General features: G+C 64.5%; 15 protein-coding genes. 5 read left to right on the top strand and 10 right to left on the bottom strand.

The window, feature by feature from the left end:
- Window positions 1–74 precede the first annotated feature (74 nt).
- From glyS to Q4I12_RS09500, 9 genes are all read right to left on the bottom strand, one after another.
- A complete protein-coding gene (glyS, locus tag Q4I12_RS09540; RefSeq protein ID WP_302261423.1) occupies window positions 75–2,165 on the bottom strand; it encodes a glycine--tRNA ligase subunit beta in 2,091 nt (696 codons plus the stop codon).
- A gap of 3 nt (window positions 2,166–2,168) precedes the next feature.
- Complete coding sequence (gene glyQ, locus Q4I12_RS09535) at window positions 2,169–3,047, bottom strand: glycine--tRNA ligase subunit alpha (RefSeq protein WP_006004641.1); 879 nt, start codon at window positions 3,045–3,047, stop codon at window positions 2,169–2,171.
- 116 nt (window positions 3,048–3,163) lie between these two features.
- Window positions 3,164–3,916: a DNA repair protein RecO gene (gene recO / locus Q4I12_RS09530; RefSeq protein ID WP_168934995.1), complete on the bottom strand. Its 753-nt coding sequence runs from the start codon at window positions 3,914–3,916 to the stop codon at window positions 3,164–3,166.
- On the bottom strand, window positions 3,916–4,911 hold the full coding sequence (locus tag Q4I12_RS09525; RefSeq protein WP_302261422.1) for a helix-turn-helix domain-containing protein: 996 nt from the start codon (window positions 4,909–4,911) through the stop codon (window positions 3,916–3,918). The genes recO and Q4I12_RS09525 overlap by 1 nt, the downstream gene beginning before the upstream one ends.
- Before the next feature lie 75 nt (window positions 4,912–4,986).
- Window positions 4,987–5,925 (bottom strand): SurA N-terminal domain-containing protein, encoded by a 939-nt coding sequence (locus Q4I12_RS09520; protein WP_302261421.1) that lies wholly within the window; start codon window positions 5,923–5,925, stop codon window positions 4,987–4,989.
- Window positions 5,926–6,006: 81 nt separating this feature from the next.
- Window positions 6,007–9,465, bottom strand: coding sequence for a transcription-repair coupling factor (gene mfd / locus Q4I12_RS09515; protein ID WP_302261420.1), 3,459 nt, complete (start codon window positions 9,463–9,465; stop codon window positions 6,007–6,009).
- 212 nt (window positions 9,466–9,677) lie between these two features.
- Window positions 9,678–9,998, bottom strand: a complete 321-nt coding sequence (locus tag Q4I12_RS09510) for an IscA/HesB family protein (protein WP_081446798.1) — start codon at window positions 9,996–9,998, stop codon at window positions 9,678–9,680.
- Window positions 9,999–10,174: 176 nt separating this feature from the next.
- Window positions 10,175–10,501 carry an IscA/HesB family protein gene (locus Q4I12_RS09505; protein ID WP_168934998.1) on the bottom strand — a complete coding sequence of 109 codons (327 nt, stop codon included), beginning with the start codon at window positions 10,499–10,501 and terminating at the stop codon, window positions 10,175–10,177.
- A gap of 171 nt (window positions 10,502–10,672) precedes the next feature.
- The gene (locus Q4I12_RS09500) at window positions 10,673–10,999 is read right to left on the bottom strand and encodes an IscA/HesB family protein (protein WP_302261419.1); all 327 of its coding nucleotides are present in this window, start codon (window positions 10,997–10,999) and stop codon (window positions 10,673–10,675) included.
- Between the two features lie 120 nt (window positions 11,000–11,119).
- Between Q4I12_RS09500 and pyrR the strand changes: the two genes are divergently transcribed.
- From pyrR to Q4I12_RS09475, 5 genes are all read left to right on the top strand, one after another.
- On the top strand, window positions 11,120–11,656 hold the full coding sequence (gene pyrR, locus Q4I12_RS09495; protein WP_168935000.1) for a bifunctional pyr operon transcriptional regulator/uracil phosphoribosyltransferase PyrR: 537 nt from the start codon (window positions 11,120–11,122) through the stop codon (window positions 11,654–11,656).
- A gap of 346 nt (window positions 11,657–12,002) precedes the next feature.
- On the top strand, window positions 12,003–13,097 hold the full coding sequence (yedE, locus tag Q4I12_RS09490) for a YedE family putative selenium transporter (RefSeq protein ID WP_168935001.1): 1,095 nt from the start codon (window positions 12,003–12,005) through the stop codon (window positions 13,095–13,097).
- Window positions 13,097–13,315: a sulfurtransferase TusA family protein gene (locus Q4I12_RS09485; RefSeq protein ID WP_302261415.1), complete on the top strand. Its 219-nt coding sequence runs from the start codon at window positions 13,097–13,099 to the stop codon at window positions 13,313–13,315. The genes yedE and Q4I12_RS09485 overlap by 1 nt, the downstream gene beginning before the upstream one ends.
- Window positions 13,316–13,362: 47 nt before the next feature.
- Window positions 13,363–13,959 (top strand): putative Se/S carrier protein, encoded by a 597-nt coding sequence (locus tag Q4I12_RS09480; RefSeq protein ID WP_168935003.1) that lies wholly within the window; start codon window positions 13,363–13,365, stop codon window positions 13,957–13,959.
- Complete coding sequence (locus Q4I12_RS09475) at window positions 13,947–14,846, top strand: NAD(P)H-hydrate dehydratase (protein WP_302261414.1); 900 nt, start codon at window positions 13,947–13,949, stop codon at window positions 14,844–14,846. The genes Q4I12_RS09480 and Q4I12_RS09475 overlap by 13 nt, the downstream gene beginning before the upstream one ends.
- A gap of 233 nt (window positions 14,847–15,079) precedes the next feature.
- Here the strand turns inward: Q4I12_RS09475 and Q4I12_RS09470 are convergent, their stop codons facing one another.
- Complete coding sequence (locus tag Q4I12_RS09470; RefSeq protein ID WP_240937647.1) at window positions 15,080–16,546, bottom strand: SLC13 family permease; 1,467 nt, start codon at window positions 16,544–16,546, stop codon at window positions 15,080–15,082.
- Window positions 16,547–16,639 lie beyond the last annotated feature (93 nt).

The raw sequence follows: 16,639 nt of genomic DNA, 5'->3' as shown, positions 1-16,639 counted from the left end.
GCATGGCATATCTGTCAAGCTCTGCGGCCATATTGGCGCATTTTCATGCAAGGGGCAGTGCCCCTTGCCACATTTTAGATCTGCAGGGCGGCAAAATCCGCCAGCCGAGCAAACCGGGTGCCCAGGGCATTGAGCATGGCCAGGCGGTTGGCGCGCAGCGCCGCATCATCGCACATGACCATGACGCCGTCGAAGAAGGCATCCACCACAGGACGGACTTCCAGCAGCGTTTTGAGGGCGGCGGTATGGTCACCGGCCTCCCACAGGCTGTCCAGACGCGGCAGCAGATCGTCCAGCGTGGCGGCCAGGGCCTTTTCGGCATCTTCCTGCAGCAGGTCAGCCTGCCAGGCAGCGGCAAGCTGTTCAGCCGCGCCCTGCTTGCGGACGATGTTGGCCACACGCTTGAAGGTCTGCACGGCCTCGGCATAACCGGCTTCCTTGCTGAACTGGGCAAGGGCGGCCAGACGGGCCCCGCACTGGCAGACATCAGCCACACCGGCGCCCAGAGCGGCATCCACCAGCAGGCTGTCTTCGCCACGGTTCTGCCAGTAATTGCGCACACGGCCCGCAAAGAAGTCCAGCAGCTTGTCCAGGGCTTCCTGCGGAGCCAGCTTCCACTGGCGGTCACCATAGAGTTCGTGAGCACGGGCGAACAGCTGACGGATGTCGAAGTGCAGGTCGAACTCCAGAGCGATACGGATGATGCCCAGAGCGCAACGGCGCAGGGCATTGGGGTCGGCGGCACCGGTGGGGATCATGCCCAGGCCGAAGCAGCCCACCAGGGTATCGGCCTTGTCGGCCATGGACAGCAGCGCGCCGCACAGGCTGGCAGGCACGGGGCTGTCGGGGCCGGCGGGCAGATACTGTTCGCGCAGGGCCTGGGCCACCACCGGGGTTTCGCCCTTGCGTTCGGCGTAGATGCCGCCCATGATGCCCTGCAGGGTATCGAACTCGCCCACCATGCCGGTCACCAGGTCGGCCTTGGACAGGCGGCCGGCACGGGCGGCGTCCTCGGCGCTGACCTTGCCCTGGGCCACGTTCTCGGCCAGCCAGCGGCACAGGGCTTCCAGACGGCGGGTCTTTTCGCCCATGGTGCCCAGACGGCCGATGAAGATGACGTGATCCAGCTTTTCCAGCCAGTAGTCGAAATTGTCACGCAGGTCGGCATGCCAGAAGAAACGGGCATCTTCCAGGCGGGCACGCAGCACGCGTTCCCAGCCGTGCTTGACCAGGCTCATGTCCTCGGGGGAGATGTTGAGCACGGTCAGGAAGTGCGGCATCAGGGTACCGTCGGCAGCCTCGATACCAAAGCTCTTCTGATGACTTTCCATGCTGGTGAGCAGCACTTCGCGGGGCACTTCCAGATAGGAAGGATCGAAGTCGGCCAGCAGGGGCACGGGATGTTCGGTCAGGCCCTGCACCTCGTCCAGCAGGCCCTCACGCCACAGCACCTTGCCGCCGATGGCGGCAGCCTGGGCGTCACCGCCTTCCACGATGACCTTGCGGCGGTCGGCGGCATCGGGCGTCAGGCCGCCCTTGTCAGCCAGCACGGCCAGCAGCTCATTGGCATGGGCCACGCTGAAGGGGCCATGACCGTGGATGCGGTGGCCCATGGTCTCGCGACCGGAAGCCACGGGGCCCACGGTGAAGGGCACCACGGCGTCATCCAGCAGGGCCACGATCCAGCGCAGCGGACGGGCATAGGCCAGGGTATTGCTGCCCCAGCGCATGCGCTTGCCGAACGGCAGGGAGGTGATGACGGCGGGGCAGATCTCGGCCAGCAGATCGGCAACGGCAGCGCCGCCGATGCGTTTGCGCACGGCCACGTATTCGCCCTTTTCGGTGGTGATGCGGTACACGTCGTCCACGCTCACGCCGTTGGTGCGGGCAAAGCCTTCCAGGGCCTTGGTGGGCTTGCCGTCAGCGGCAAAGGCCACACGCACCGGCGGGCCGGCCACTTCTTCCTCGCGCTCCTGCTGCACGGGGTTCACGTCCTCGATGATGACGATGGCACGACGCGGCGTGCTCATAGTACGCAGGGCGCCGTGTTCCACACTGGCTTCCTGCAGGGCCGCCGTAAAACGGGCGGCCAGTTCGGCTTCTTCGCCGGCCAAAAAACGGGCAGGCAGTTCTTCGCTGCCAATTTCAAGCACAAAGGTCGCCATGCCTTACCTCGCCTCGGTGTTGAGCATCGGATACCCCAGCTCTTCACGCTGGGCCACATACAGTTTGGCCACGCCTGCAGCCAGAGCGCGCACACGGCCGATATAGCCGGCGCGTTCCGTGATGGAGATGGCGCCGCGCGCATCCAGCAGGTTGAAGGTGTGGGAACATTTGAGGCAGTAGTCATAGGCGGGCCAGGGCAGGTTCTGCTCCAGCATGGCCTTGCACTGGCCTTCAAAATCATTGAAATGACGCAGCAGCATCTCGGGGTTGCTGGCCTCGAAATTGTGCTTGGACTGCTCCACTTCGTTCTGGTGGTAGATGTGGCCGTAGGTCACGTTCTTGTTCCACTTCAGGTCGTAGACGGATTCCACGCCCTGCAGATACATGGTCAGACGTTCCAGACCATAGGTCAGCTCCACGCTGATGGGATGCAGGTCGATGCCGCCCACCTGCTGGAAGTAGGTGAACTGGCTCACTTCCATGCCGTTGAGCCACACTTCCCAGCCCAGGCCCCAGGCGCCCAGGGTGGGCGATTCCCAGTCGTCTTCCACAAAGCGGATATCGTGCTGGGCGGGATTGATGCCCAGGGCGTTCAGGCTTTCCAGGTACAGTTCCTGCACATTGGCAGGAGAAGGCTTCATGATGACCTGGAACTGGAAGTAGCGCTGCAGGCGGTTGGGGTTTTCCCCGTAGCGGCCGTCAGTGGGACGACGGCTGGGTTCCACATAGGCCACGCTCCAGGGTTCGGGGCCCAGCACGCGCAGGAAGGTGTTGGGGTTGAACGTCCCCGCCCCGCATTCCACGCCTGAAGGCTGTTCCACGACACAGCCCTGCTCCGCCCAGTAGCGTTGCAGGGTAAGGATGACATCCTGAAAATACATGTGCAGTCCTTTTTTAACACATTTCGGCACGACGCGACGCTCGCGTCAGCTACGGCGCCGCCAGTCCGACGCGTCCCCTTCGTTCGTCTTTTGTCCCGCAGACGGGACGGGCAGACTCAAACCCGACGAAAATAGTTCCCTTCCCAGGCCAGCCCCAAATGGTACTGGACAAAACCATCGATGGCCCGGGCACAGGCCCGCCGCACCGGGGGCGGCAGCTCGCCGTCCGGCCACCCGGACGGGAAACTTTGCTGTACATGGCGCAGAAGGTCAAGCCCCTGTGCGGGGATCTCCACGCCATAACGCTCCAGTTCGAAGCGGCTGCTGCGACAGGAGGAACAGCGCAGCTGGCCTTCATCGACCACGAAGAGCGCGTCCTCGCTGATGGTCCGGCCGCACCGGCCGCACTGCCCCAGGTTGGGGGCAAAGCCCAGGGCCCCGGCCAGACGCAGGCGGAAATACAGGGGCAGGAGCACAGGCGGGGCCTTTTCCGCCTCCAGTACCGCGCGCAGATCCTCCACCAGCAGGAAGGCTTCCGTCGCGGCGTCCTCCCCTACGCCCATGGCTTCCACAAAGCGCAGACAGTTGGCCGCCAGCCCCATGCGCTGCCAGTTGCGCCGCAGCAGGCGCGGCCCCTGCAGCAAGGCCGCCTCCTCAAGATTGAGGAAACGCCCGTCCTTTGAGGAACGGACACGGCACTGCAGGCTGTTCAGCACATCCAGACAGCCGCAAAAGCGTCGCCTGCTGCGGCTGCCGCCAAAGGCGAACAGCGTCAGCAGGCCATGTTCACGGCACAACAGCTTGAGCCAGAGATCCGACTCACGAAAAGCCCCCATGCGCAGCACGAGGGCCTGGTCGGTCCATTCCATCAGTTGGCGGCAGGCGGGAAGACCAGGGTCTTCACCTGACCGGCCTGACCGGGAGCCGGCAGTTCCGTCCCGTCATACGAGACCTGGACCCCACCGGCGTTGCCCAGTTTTACCTCCAGGGCCTTGGCAAATTCCAGAGTGATGATGTCGCCCTTGCGCACCGAGAACTGGCGCACTTCCCCGTCCACGGTGGCCCGCATCCAGCATTCGCCGATACCGGTCACCACCACACGGTGCATGCCAGCAGGCAGGGACGGATCCTGGGCGGCCGTATCCTGGACCGTGGCGGCATTGGCCGTCTGGCCCCAGGTCAGCTCCGCAGGCCGGGTATCCATCATGCCCGTGTACGCGGGCGCGGCACTGCGTTCAGGCTGTGCGGTACCGGGCACAGGCGCCACACCGCCGGCAGGAGCTGCCGCACCGCCATTTCCCTGGGGAGCCGGGGCAGTCTGGGCTCCGGCCGGAGCAGGCGCCGCAGGCGTCGTGGCAGCCGGTGCCGGAGCCACCGGCTCAGGGGCAGGAGCCACGGCTGCAGGCTCTGCAGTCGGCAGGCTCTGTTCCTTGCTGCCGGTCAGGTCCTTGAATACGCCCCGCTGCCACAACATCCAGCCGCCACCGGCCAGCGCCACCACCAGGATGAGCAGGATGAAGACACGCAGCCAGCCCGCGATGCCCTGACGGGCGCCGTGACGCAAGATGGCGGGATTGCTGCGCAGGTCCTCGTCGCCCCCCATGACGGTGCATTCCGTGGCCGCCGCGGGCTGCAGGGCGTGCGCCACTTCCGCCACGGCTTCGGGATCCAGGGCCATGTACGAGGCATAGGCCCGCAAAAAGCCCTTGGTATAGGCAGGATGGGGCAAGGCGGAAAGATCCCCGCTCTCCAGGGCCTGGATGAGCCGCGTGCTGATCTTCAGGTGGGCGGCCACATCATCAAGGCTCAGGCCACGGCGTTCGCGCTCCGCGCACAGCGCCGCACCCAGTTCTTCAAAAGTCATGCAAACCTCGATACGGGGAAAGCGGGTATCTGCCGGCCGGGTCTCCCCGTCTGGTTCCGGCCGGAAGGCTGTATCTTACAGACGGATATCGATGACGGCCTTGCTGCGCAGCTGCTGGGAGTATTCGTCAAAACGCTCCATGGCCTTGGGCTGGCGCAGGATATTGTCGATGACGGGCCGGGCTTCCTCAAAGGTCATGGGACGGCCGGGACCGCTCTGTCCGGGACGGAACAGATGCACCTGGGCCTTGTGGCCCTGCACGGTGAAGATGTCGGTCACATCGCCGGGCTTCATCTTGTTCAGGCGGGTCTCCCACTCGGGATTGAGGCGACCCCACTCCACCGGGCCCATGTCGCCGCCCTTTTCGCGATTGGGGGCGATGGAATACTTGCGGGCGGCCTCTTCGAACGAAAGGGCTCCGGAAGCGATCTGCGCCGCGATGCTCCTGGCATTGACATTGGGATTGTAGACGATCAGGCCCATATGCAGACCGTTGCGGTCATACATGGTGTCCTTGTGCTTTTCATAGTAGGCACGGATCTCGTCATCGGTCACCACAACGCGGCGGCCCACTTCGGCCCCCATGACACGCTGACGCAGCATATTGGTCTTCATGCTCTTGCGCAGCTCATCCACGCTCATGCCCTGCTTCTTCAGCTCGGCTTCGAACTGGGCGCGGTTCAGGCGGCGCATCTTCATCATCTTGGTCAGTTCCTGATCGATCTCGCTGTCGGAGACCGTGATGCTCAGGCGCTTGGCCTCCTGTTCCAGCAGGATGTCCATGATCATGGAATCCATCACCTTGCGGAAGACCACATTGACCTTGTCGGCCTGCTTGGGGTCATTGGGATTGAGACGGGCACGCCCCAGTTCAGGCAGCGCGGCCTTTTGCAGGTCGAACATGGTGATGACCTGGCCGTTGACCACCGCGGCAATTTTGTTGAGCTGGGCAGCCTGGGCCGTGCAGGCCAGGCAGAGCCATGCCATCAGGATCAGAAGGGCATATTTTTTCAAGGCAAATTCTCCCATTATGCGCATAGGCTGTAGTAGCAGCCGAAAATAGCCAATATTTCCCTCTTTGGCAATCGCCGCGGCCTAGGCCGTGCCGCCCGGAGCTTCCGGCGTGCGGATGTTTTCCAGGGCCTGCCGCAGCCCCTGCAGTCCCTGGGCAAAATCCTTGTCCGCAGGCAGGGGCAGCATGAGCGACGCCGGCGGCAGCATCCGGGCGCCCTTCATGGAAGCCACCAGTTGCAGGATGCGCTCCGGCTGCACGGCGGTCTGGCCGTCGCCCCACACCAGACGGACATGATCCAGATAGATGTCCGCACGCTGGACCTGCAAATGGCTCAGGAACTGCTTGAAATCGAGCACGGCGATGAAGTTGACCAGTTCCTGCGGGAAGCTGCCGAAACGGTCGCGCATGGAAAGGGCCACTTCCTCGCGGGCCGCGCCGCTGGTGGCCGACGTGAGCGCCTTGTAGCAGCGCAGGCGTTCCCGGCCATCCTCGATGTAGGACTGGGGGATATGGGCAGGCAGACCGAGGTTGAGCTCCGTCTCCACGTCCTGGGTGACGGGCGTGCCCTTGAGGCGGGCCACGGCCTCTTCCAGCATCTCCAGATACAGGTCGAGCCCCACCCGGCCCATATGGCCGGACTGCACCTCGCCCAGGATGTTGCCCGCACCGCGCAGGCGCAGGTCTTCCATGGCCACCTGGAAACCGGCACCCAGATAGTCCATGTCCATGATGATGCGCAACCGCTCCTCGGCCACTTCGCTCAGATGCTCCGTATCGGGCACCACGAAGAAGGCGTAGGCCTGACGGTCACTGCGGCCCACCCGGCCCCGCAGCTGATAGAGCTGGCCAAGGCCGAAGAGCTGGGCCTGGTCCACCACCAGGGTATTGGCGCGGGGAAAGTCCAGGCCCGACTCGACGATGGCCGTACAGACCAGCACATCCAGCTCGCCGTGCCAGAATTTGTGCATGTTGCTTTCCAGCTCGCTTTCCGACATCTGGCCGTGCGCCATGCCCACCCGGGCGGTGGGTACCAGCTTGCGCACATATTCGGCCACGCGCTCCAGCCCCTGGACACGGTTGTAGACCCAGAACACCTGCCCTTCCCGCGCCAGCTCGCGTTCCAGGACCGTGCGCAGGGTGGCATCGTCACGCCGCAGCACGGCCGTGGCCACAGGCTTGCGGTCCTGCGGCGCGGTCTCGATGACCGAAAGATCGCGGATGCCGGACATGGAAAGTTGCAGGGTGCGCGGGATGGGCGTGGCCGTCAGAGTCAGCACGTCCACGTTCTTTTTCAGGGCCTTGAGCTTTTCCTTGTGCCGCACACCGAAGCGCTGTTCCTCGTCCAGGATGAGCAAGGAGAGGTTGGGCAGGGACACGTCCGACGACAGCAGGCGGTGCGTGCCCAGCAGGATGTCGATCTGCCCCTCGGCCGCGGCCTTGAGGACTTCCTTTTGCCGGGCACGGGGCACGAAACGGCTCAGCAGACCCACCGTGACCGGGAAACCGGCCAGACGGGCCCGGAAGGTCTGGTAATGCTGCTCGGCCAGCACCGTAGTGGGACACAGCAGGGCCACCTGACGCCCCTCGCTGGCCGCGCGGAAGGCGGCGCGCAGGGCCACTTCGGTCTTGCCGAAGCCCACGTCACCACAGACCAGACGGTCCATGGGCTCGGACTTGTCCATGTCGGCCAAAACGTCCTCGATGGCCCGGGCCTGATCCGGGGTCTCCTCAAAGCCGAAGGTCGCCTCGAACTCGTGGTACAGCTCGCCCGGCGGGTCGTAGCGGAAGCCCTTGGCCACCTTGCGGTAGGCGTACATCTCCACCAGGTCGGCCGCAATCTTTTCGATGGCCTTGCGGACCTTCTCCTTGCCGGAACTCCAGCTGGCGCCGCCCAGACGGTCAAGGGCCGGTTCCTCACCCTCGCCACCTTTGAAGCGCTGGATGAGCCCCAGGCGGTCCACCGGCACATAGAGCCTGTCCTGCCCGGAGTATTCCACCAGAAGGAAGTCATTGCCCTGTCCTCCCTGCACCAGATGGTGCAGACCGGCAAAACGGCCGATGCCGTAATCCCGGTGGACGAGCAGGTCCCCGGCCTTGAGGTCATCGAAGCTGTCCAGTCCCTTGAACGCACGCGAGGAGGCGCGGGCCTTCTTTTCCGCACGCGGATAGAGGATGTCCTCGCCCAGCACGAGCACATCGTCCCAGACCAGCTCCGCACCCGAACGCCAGGGGGAGACCAGGGCGAACAGTCCGCGCTGTTCCGGCGCATAACGCAAGGCAGGCGTGATGCCTTCCTGCTCGGCCAGTTTGAGGAACTTGGCCCGGCTGCGCTGCGAGGAGAAGCTCAGCACCACCTGACGGCGCCGGTTCTGCCATTCCTTCAGACCGGCAGACAGATGCTGCCACGGACGGTCGGCCGCGCCGGGGACGGGGAAAAGATCCGTAAAGGCATGGAGCGGACGTTCCTGTACGTCGTCCCCCACGGCGTCCACGCCCATGACCAGGGGCTCCAGATAAAAACGGCGGGCCTTTCCCCAGGGCAGATCCTGCAGGCTGCCGTACAGGCACAGGGCGGACGGCTGCGGCAGGGGCGCATCATCTTCTTCCAGCTGGTCGCGCAACTGCATGGCCGTCCCGTGCAGGGCCGCATCGCAGTCCGCCTGTCCGGGCAGGAACCAGAGCGGCTCCTCGGGCAGCCAGTCCGCGATGGTGCTGGCATTTTCGTGCACCACGCCCGGCAGCAGGCCCAGACCGCCGGCATCCAGGGTCTTCTTGAAGGTGTAGCAGTCGTTCTCGCTGATGCGCGCCCCGGCGAACAGGGCATCCATGCGCTTGCGGGCCGCGGCCAGGCCCTGCGCATCCAGCACGAAAGGCAGGGCCGGCAGCAGGGTCAGCTCGTCCAGCCCCTGCAGGGAGCGCTGGCTCTCGGCATCGAACAGGCGCAGCTCTTCCAGCGTATCGCCAAAAAACTCCATGCGTACAGGACGCGGATAGCCGGACGGGAAGATGTCGAAGATGTCGCCGCGCCGGGCCATCTGCCCCGGCCGGGTCACCAGGGGGACACGTTCGTAGCCCCACTCCACGGCCTGATCGAGGATCAGCTCCGGCGGATAGTCGCTGCCCCGCGTCAGATCGAGCGTATGCTCGGCAAAAAAATCGCGGGGCACATGGCGCAGCAGCAGCGCTTCCGTGCTCAGGATGAGGCAGCGGGGCCCGCCCTGGGCAAGGCCGTACAGGGCCGCCAGCCGTCCTGCCCACGAATCCCGGTCACGGCGCAGCAAAAGGCCGGCAGGGAGCGCGGCAAAGGGCAGTTTCCAGGCAGGGACATCAGGGGCCATGTCAGCCAGGGAAAGCGAAGGAGAAAAAAGGGTCAGCAGTGCGCGCGCCGCCGTGTATTCCTCACGGTCGCGCACCAGGATGACGCTGCTGCGTCCCTGGGCCAGCGCGGCGCAGGCAAGACGGCAACAGGACGCCATGCCGCTGCGCTGCCAGTGTCGGGCCTCGGCCGGCCCTGAGAGCAGGGAAAGGATATCTGCCATACTGTCCGCCGGAAAAGCAAAAACGACGCCACCAACGACGCCGAATCCTGGGAAAGGGTTCAAAAAAGGCGGCCCGAAGGCCGCCTTGCGGGATCTCTTATCTGTAGCTGTCGGGGGCCATGCTTCAAGCGACCCGGGGGGATGCGTGCATGCACATCCCGGGCGGTGTGGGAACATTTCCCCGCACGGACAGCCGACGGATCACGATCCGCCTAGTGACTGCCGCAGCTGCTGCCGCAACTGCCGCAGCTGCTGCCGGAAGAGGCCAGCGGCACCTCGGGATCCACGGTGAATCCCATGTAGGTCATATCAATCTTGACGCCCTTGATCTGCGCCACCAGGTCGGTGGCCATGCAGAAGGTGAAACCGTCAACTTCCTCGGTGCTGTCCTGTGCGTTAGGCTCATCCAGAGCCAGGGCGAGACGCGGGCCGCTTCAGCCGCCGGGGGCAAGAAACACGCGGATGGACTGGCGTTCCTTGTCCGCGAAGTAGGCTTCCAGCTCTTTACGAGCGTTTTCAGACAGAGTGATCATTCCTATTCCTCTCTGGGCCGTATCTGCGGAGCGTCCTGCCCGTCAGGAACCGGGACCGATGCCCTGGGGCAACAGGCCCTCTCCGCCGGTAACGGCAGTTGATGGAAACAGAAGACGGGACCTTCTGTTATGACAAAACCGGCCGGGCCGGGACAGCCGGCCCCACCGGACAGGGACTACTGATGACTGCCGCAGCTGCCGCAGCAACCGCCGCAGGAACTGCCGCCCGACGAAGGCAGGGGCACTTCGGGGGTCACGGTGAAGCCCAGATAGCTCAAGTCTATGCTGACGCTCTTCACCTGTTGCAGCAATTCCTTGTTGATGCAGAACGCAAAGCCGTCCTGTTCGAACCTGGCGTCCTCGTCTCCGGGTTCGTCCAGAGCCAGGACGAGCCGGGGGCCGGAGCAGCCGCCGGGAGCGAGATACACACGGATGGTCTGGCGTTCCTTGTCCGCAAAATAGGCTTCCAGCTCTTTGCGGGCATTTTCAGACAAAGTGATCATTCCTTCTCCTTGACGATGCCGCGTCCCGGACTTCCCGTATCCCGCAGGGGAAGAGGCGCCGTTCAGGGCAGCGCCCGTTGCCGGTGCGGCAACTGTTGACGCAGGAGGTGACAGGTATCGTCAGAGCAGGGATGACGCGGGAAGGAACATGCTGCGCCTTCCCGTCAAAGGCTACTGGTGGCTGCCGCAGGCACCGCAGCAACCGCCGCAGGCGCTGCCGCCCGACGACGGCAGGGGCACTTCGGGGGTCACCAGAAAGCCAAGGTAGTTGGCATCGATACTGACGCTTTTCACCTGCTGCAAAAGTTCATTGTTGATGCAGAAGGCAAAACCGCCCTGTTCGATCCAGGTATCGTTCTCACCGGCTTCGTCCAGCGCCAGAGCAAGGCGCGGGCCGGAGCAGCCGCCGGGGGCAAGGTAGATGCGAACGGTCGCTTTTTCCCTGTCGGCAAAAAAACCTTCCAGTTCCTTCTGGGCGGCATCGGTCAACGTAAGCATGGCACTACCTCCAGTGTTGCCCGTAACATGTAAGGTCAGCCCCAAAGATTGTCAATCGCTCGCGGGGCTTTTCTCCGCTGCCAAAAAGGCGTATGGAAAGACATCACTTCTGGAGGAATTATGCCCACGACATTGCTGCTGGACAAAGAGGAAATGACCCGTATTCTGGAACGTCTTGCCTGCGAAGTGCTGGAACGGCACGGGCAGTGCGAGCGCGTCATGCTGGTGGGCATCGAACGCCGCGGCGCCGACCTGGCCCGCCGCCTGGGCGCCCTGATGCAGCAGAAGCTGCAGCGCCCCCTGCCCCTGGGCACGCTGGACATCAACCTGTACCGTGACGACTGGACCAGCCTGGAAGGCAAGCCCCACATCGGCCAGTCGCGCATCACCGCCCCGGTGGACAACGCGGAGATCATCCTTATAGATGACGTGCTGTTCAGCGGACGCACCATCCGTGCCGCCCTGGAGGCCCTGCTGGATTACGGCCGTCCCCGCAAGGTGGAGCTGCTGGTGCTCGTGGACCGCGGCCACCGCGAACTGCCCATCCAGGCCGACTACATCGGCCGCAGCGTGGACACCCGCCCGCAGGAGCAGGTGGACGTCCTGCTGGAAGAACGGGACGGACGGGATGAAGTCCTGCTGACCGCCAAGAACTGACCTGCAGGGGCATCCGCCGGATGCCCCTTTTTTCATGCCCGCCCTGCTCCCGGTCCAGCCGCCTGTCCCCTTTTTTCCCGAAAGAACTTGACCCGTCCCTGTTCTTTTCCTAGGCTGCCCTTATCCATCACGACCCGTCTGATCCAAGGAGCACGTCCATGCCCATGCACCATACCTGACGCAACACCACCGGCTTCACGGTGTGGAGCGCAGCGGGGTGGTCGCGCCGACGGCATGTCCTGGTTCCTTGACCTTCGCCATATCACGGTCCCCCATCCCCTAGGTCCGTCACGGATCTGCGCGCATTTTTTCAACTTTTGCCGCATCCCGTCTTTTGGGGGGTCGCATGAAAAACAGCTTCAATTTCTTCTCGTCCACCACGGGCATCGTGGTCACGGGCCTTATCCTGGGCCTGATCGCCGTCTTTTTGCAGTTCTCCGGCAACCCCGGCAACATGGGCATCTGCGTGGTCTGCTTCAACCGCGACATCGCAGGGGCCGTGGGCCTGCACCGCGCGCCCATCGTCCAGTACCTGCGTCCCGAGATCATGGGCATGGTGCTGGGCTCTCTGGCCGCTGCCCTCTGCTTTGGCGAATACCGCGCCCGCGGCGGCTCCGCTCCGGCCGTCCGCTTCCTGCTGGGCGTCATCGCAGCCATCGGCGCCCTGGTCTTCCTGGGCTGCCCCTGGCGCGTCATCATGCGTCTGGCCGGCGGCGACGCCAACGCCCTGTTCGGCCTGGCCGGCCTGGTGGTCGGCATCGGTCTGGGCACGGTCTTCTTCCGCATGGGCTTCTCCCTGGGCCGCAGCCAGAGCCAGAGCAAGGCATCCGGCCTGATCCTGCCCGGCATCATGCTCGCCCTGGTCGCCGTCTATCTGTTCAACCCGCCCATGGAAGGACAGGCCCAGAACGGCGTCCTCTTCTACTCCCTCAAGGGCCCCGGCTCCATGCACGCCCCCTTCCTGCTCTCGCTCGGTGCCGGTCTGCTGGTGGGCTTCCTGGCCCAGCGCAGCCGCTTCTGCACCATGGGCGCCGTGCGTGACGTCCTGTTGTTCAACCAGTGGCATCTGGCCCTGGGTTTCCTGGCCATGCTGGCCGCCGCGCTGGTGGCCAATCTGGCCATCGGCGGCTTCCATCCCGGTTTTGAAGGCCAGCCCGTGGCCCATACCGACGGCCTGTGGAACTTCCTGGGCATGGTGACGGCCGGTCTGGCCTTTGCCCTGGCCGGCGGCTGCCCCGGCCGCCAGCTCTTCATGGCCGGTGAAGGCGACAACGACGCGGCCGTGTTCGTGGTCGGTCTCATCGTGGGCGCGGCCTGCGCCCATAACTTCGGCATGGCCTCCAGCACGGCGGGGATCGGTCCCAACGGCATGCTGGGCGCCCTGGGCGGCCTGGCCGTCTGCCTGCTCATCGGTTTCTTCAATTGCAAGCGAGGTGCGTAATGGCGACCCTTATCGATACTTGCGGGCTCTCCTGCCCCCAGCCTGTCCTGATGTTCCTGACCGCTGCCAAGAAGCAGCCCGAAGGTCCTTTCTCCGTCCTGGTGGACAATGAGGCCAGCCTCGAGAACGTGACCCGCGCGGCCCGCAACAGCGGCTTCGATGTGACGGAAAGTGAAGAGAACGGCATCTGGCGGCTGGAGATCAGCCGTCAGGCCTAAAAAAATCCATGCAAGGGCGGCTCCGGCCGCCCCTTTTCAGGAAACGCATGACCTCGAAGCATTCCCTTTTTTCCTCTCTCGGTCGCCGTCTGGGCGGCCTGTTCAAAAAAGAGTCCGCTCCCGATGCAGGCCCCCGCGCCCTTTCCGACCGGGGCCTGCTGGCTTTTTCCCATACGGGCGACGTCATCCGGGCCGAACGCCTGCTGCGGCAGCAGGGCTTTGACGTAGACGTCAAGGGCCCGCCCCCGCAGATGCGTACCGGCTGCGACATGGTGGTGGTCTTCCCGCTCATCCGCCAGGCCGCAGTGCTGGCCAGCCTGAAAACGGCCGATCTGGAGCCGGAACAGGTGGTCAGCGCCCATGACGTGCTGCTGGAGCCCGTGTCCCTGTTCCAGACCAGCCGTCTGGAACACTGGCTCATGGTACGCGCGGCCAACATGAAGATCACGGTGGACTGCCGCGACCGGCGCATCGTCAACATCTCCGGCGGCGGCTGCCCGGACGTGCCCTGGCTGGCCCACTGCCTGTGCGGCAAAACGCTGGATACGGCCCCCGAACCGCTGAGCATGGGGCAGACCCTGTGCTGCTACAGCCTGCAAAAAGCCTTTGAGGAGATACGGAGACAGCTCGCATGTGGATCATAGCCGGAACCATCCCCGACCCTGATTTTTCTCTGCTGGTGCCGGAAGGCCCCGCCCCGCGTAGCGCCAGCCTTTCGGAAGCGGGCCTGCACCTGCCTGACGGCCGTACCGTGCCCGTGGAACGGGGCACCGCGGCCCTGGCAGCCACGGCCCTGCAGACCTGCGCGGCCCTTGGCTGCACGCCCCCTGCCCTGCTGCTGGCCGGGGATACCGGCTCCGGTTCCGGCAGCCGCCGGCTCTATGCCTGGCTGGAAAAAGCCCTGCCCGCCCTGGCCCCGCGCGGCCTGACCTTCCATTACCTTTTTCCCGACGTGGACTGGCACAACCGCCTGCTGCTGGCTGTCCGGGAACTGGAGAACGCGCCCCTGATGGTGGCCGATGCGGGCTTCATGTATGTGGCCAAGATGAGCGGCTATGCCGATGCCTACGAACTTTTCACCCCGGACGTGGGCGAACTGGCCTTCCTGGCGGATGAAAAAGCGCCCCACCCCTTCTATACGCGCGGCTTCCTGCTGGCCGAGGAACAGAACATCCCCGTGCTGCTGGCCCGGGCACAGGAGCACGGCAACTGCCCGGCCAATCTGATCATCAAGGGCAAGGCCGACCATATCATCCACGAAGGCCGCCTCCACGCCGTGGTGGACAGTCCCTCGGTCCCGGCCATGGAGTGCATCGGCGGTACCGGGGACATCGTGACCGGCCTCGTCACCGGCCTGCTGTGCGCCGGTCTGCCCACCGCCACGGCCGCCCTGGCCGCCGCACGTCTGGCCCGCCTGCTGGCCGCCCATTGCCGGCCCGATCCGTCCACACCTGTGAGCCGCCTCATCGCCGCCCTGCCCGAGGTCCTGCCCCGCAGCAGGGACGAGATCCTCGCCCTGGGCCGGGCCTGAGCCCGCTTTGCGGCAGGTTCCTTCAAGACCTGGAACGAGACCTTGCTCCTGCCCTGTGTCCCTGTTTTCTCCATCAAAAAAGCTCCGCCTGCGTCTTGTGCGCGGGCGGAGCTTTTTTGATGGCTGGATTACGGTGATGACCGGCTGCCGATCGTCCCCTTTGCGGGAGCGGCCCTCCAGCAGGGCCGCTCCGGTGGAGGCACGCATCCGGGTCGTGCCGCCTGGGGGAATGCCTAGGAATACAGCAGGCTGCCCAGCAGCAGGGTCACGATGGCCGTGGCCGCGTAAGCGCCCAGGATGGCGAGGGGCGAGGACTTCCAGATGGCCTTGGTATTGCACCATTCGTTGCCGTGCAGCAGGGCCGCACTGGCACTGGCGGCAGGCGTCAGGAAAGCGAAGTGGACGCCCATGACCACCATGATGAGCGGCAGCTCCGGCGCCATACCGGAGGCCTGGCAGAAGCTGTGGATGACAGGCATGAGCACCACGCCCACGGCGCCGTTGTTCATGACCTGGGTCAGGGCCACGGCGGCGAAGCCGATGAACAGGGCAAACGTGATGGAAGAGCTCTCGCCGAAGAAAGGCGTCAGCAGCTGCATGAGAAAGTCCGTGATGCCGCTGCCCGGGGCCGCCATGGCGATGGTCAGGGGCTGCACGAAGGCCAGCAGCAGCACGATGCCCCAGGTGACGCCGGAGTCCACCATGACCTTGAAATTCAGCAGGGGCTTGCCTTCCACCTTGATGGCCGCCATGACGGTCACCAGCAGGATGACGATACCCGTATTGCCGATGGCCTTGAGGAAGCGGGTCAGGAAGAAGTCCGCAGGCAGGAAGTTGGGGGCCAGGAGCAGCAGCACCAGCAGGAAGAGGAAAAGGAGCACGGTCTTCTGCACGCCGGTCAGGTTCAGACTGCCGTCGGTATCCAGCTTGTCCGCTTCCAGATTGAGCAGCTTGCTCATGTCGGGACGGAAGATGTACTTGCCGAGCACGATGAAGAACAGGGCGCACAGCAGGCAGATGAGGCAGGCGATGAGCATGTACTTGGCATAGTCGATGCCCATGCCGGACATGGTCTCATAAGCACTGAACACGGTCAGGGCCACCTGCTTGAAGGGGATCATGGACTGGCCGATCTGGGCGGCGAAGACGATGCCGAAGACCATCATGGTCGGATAGCTGTCGCCCTTCTTGTAGCCGCAGACCTCGCACACGCCGTACAGGATGCTCCAGCCGATGAGCGCCGCCGGAGAGGCACTGGTCAGCGCCCCCAGGATGAAGATGGAAGCCAGGAAGGTGAAGCTGAACAGCCACGGCCTGCCCGCCACGAATTTGCGCGTGATGAACCAGAGGGAGATGAAGCGCGACAGACCGTAGTGGTTGATGGTGGCGCAGAAGACGAAGATGAAGAACATCATCTGCACGATGGGGTGGCCGAAACTGTTGTTCAGCAGGGTCACGGGCTTCATGCCGCCCACCAGCATCATGGCCAGCAGACCGGCCAGGCTGGGCCAGACGATCTCGATGAACACCCAGCCGTACAGCACCCCCAGGAACACGCCCACCAGGCGCATCCCCAGCGGGGTCAGGGGTTCCACAGGGTCCAGCAGGCCGAAGCCGAACATGATGCACAGACAGACGAGGCTGTGGACATAATAGGCAAGAGACAGGGGAGCTTTCTTCTCCGGGGTCGTTGCTGACATATCGTTTCCTGTAAATCGCGCGGGCACGGGGCCCTGCGCGGGGATGAAGTTGCGGACGGAATGAGCCGGAGGCAGGGAGAAGACGCCCCCGGC

Source organism: Desulfovibrio piger (genome assembly GCF_951793255.1).
In the GTDB taxonomy this organism is placed as follows: Bacteria; Desulfobacterota; Desulfovibrionia; order Desulfovibrionales; family Desulfovibrionaceae; genus Desulfovibrio.
Note: the sequence above shows the minus strand (reverse complement) of the source record. Positions and strands in the feature narration are given on the sequence as shown.

Coding starts and splice junctions, on each gene's coding strand:
- glyS (WP_302261423.1), bottom strand. CDS start 2,165: ATGGCGACCTTTGTGCTTGAAATTGGCAGCGAAGAACTGCCTGCCCGT.
- Q4I12_RS09480 (WP_168935003.1), top strand. CDS start 13,363: ATGACCTCGAAGCATTCCCTTTTTTCCTCTCTCGGTCGCCGTCTGGGC.
- Q4I12_RS09525 (WP_302261422.1), bottom strand. CDS start 4,911: ATGACTTTTGAAGAACTGGGTGCGGCGCTGTGCGCGGAGCGCGAACGC.
- Q4I12_RS09475 (WP_302261414.1), top strand. CDS start 13,947: ATGTGGATCATAGCCGGAACCATCCCCGACCCTGATTTTTCTCTGCTG.
- Q4I12_RS09500 (WP_302261419.1), bottom strand. CDS start 10,999: ATGCTTACGTTGACCGATGCCGCCCAGAAGGAACTGGAAGGTTTTTTT.
- Q4I12_RS09505 (WP_168934998.1), bottom strand. CDS start 10,501: ATGATCACTTTGTCTGAAAATGCCCGCAAAGAGCTGGAAGCCTATTTT.
- Q4I12_RS09470 (WP_240937647.1), bottom strand. CDS start 16,546: ATGTCAGCAACGACCCCGGAGAAGAAAGCTCCCCTGTCTCTTGCCTAT.
- pyrR (WP_168935000.1), top strand. CDS start 11,120: ATGCCCACGACATTGCTGCTGGACAAAGAGGAAATGACCCGTATTCTG.
- Q4I12_RS09485 (WP_302261415.1), top strand. CDS start 13,097: ATGGCGACCCTTATCGATACTTGCGGGCTCTCCTGCCCCCAGCCTGTC.
- yedE (WP_168935001.1), top strand. CDS start 12,003: ATGAAAAACAGCTTCAATTTCTTCTCGTCCACCACGGGCATCGTGGTC.
- mfd (WP_302261420.1), bottom strand. CDS start 9,465: ATGGCAGATATCCTTTCCCTGCTCTCAGGGCCGGCCGAGGCCCGACAC.
- glyQ (WP_006004641.1), bottom strand. CDS start 3,047: ATGTATTTTCAGGATGTCATCCTTACCCTGCAACGCTACTGGGCGGAG.
- recO (WP_168934995.1), bottom strand. CDS start 3,916: ATGGAATGGACCGACCAGGCCCTCGTGCTGCGCATGGGGGCTTTTCGT.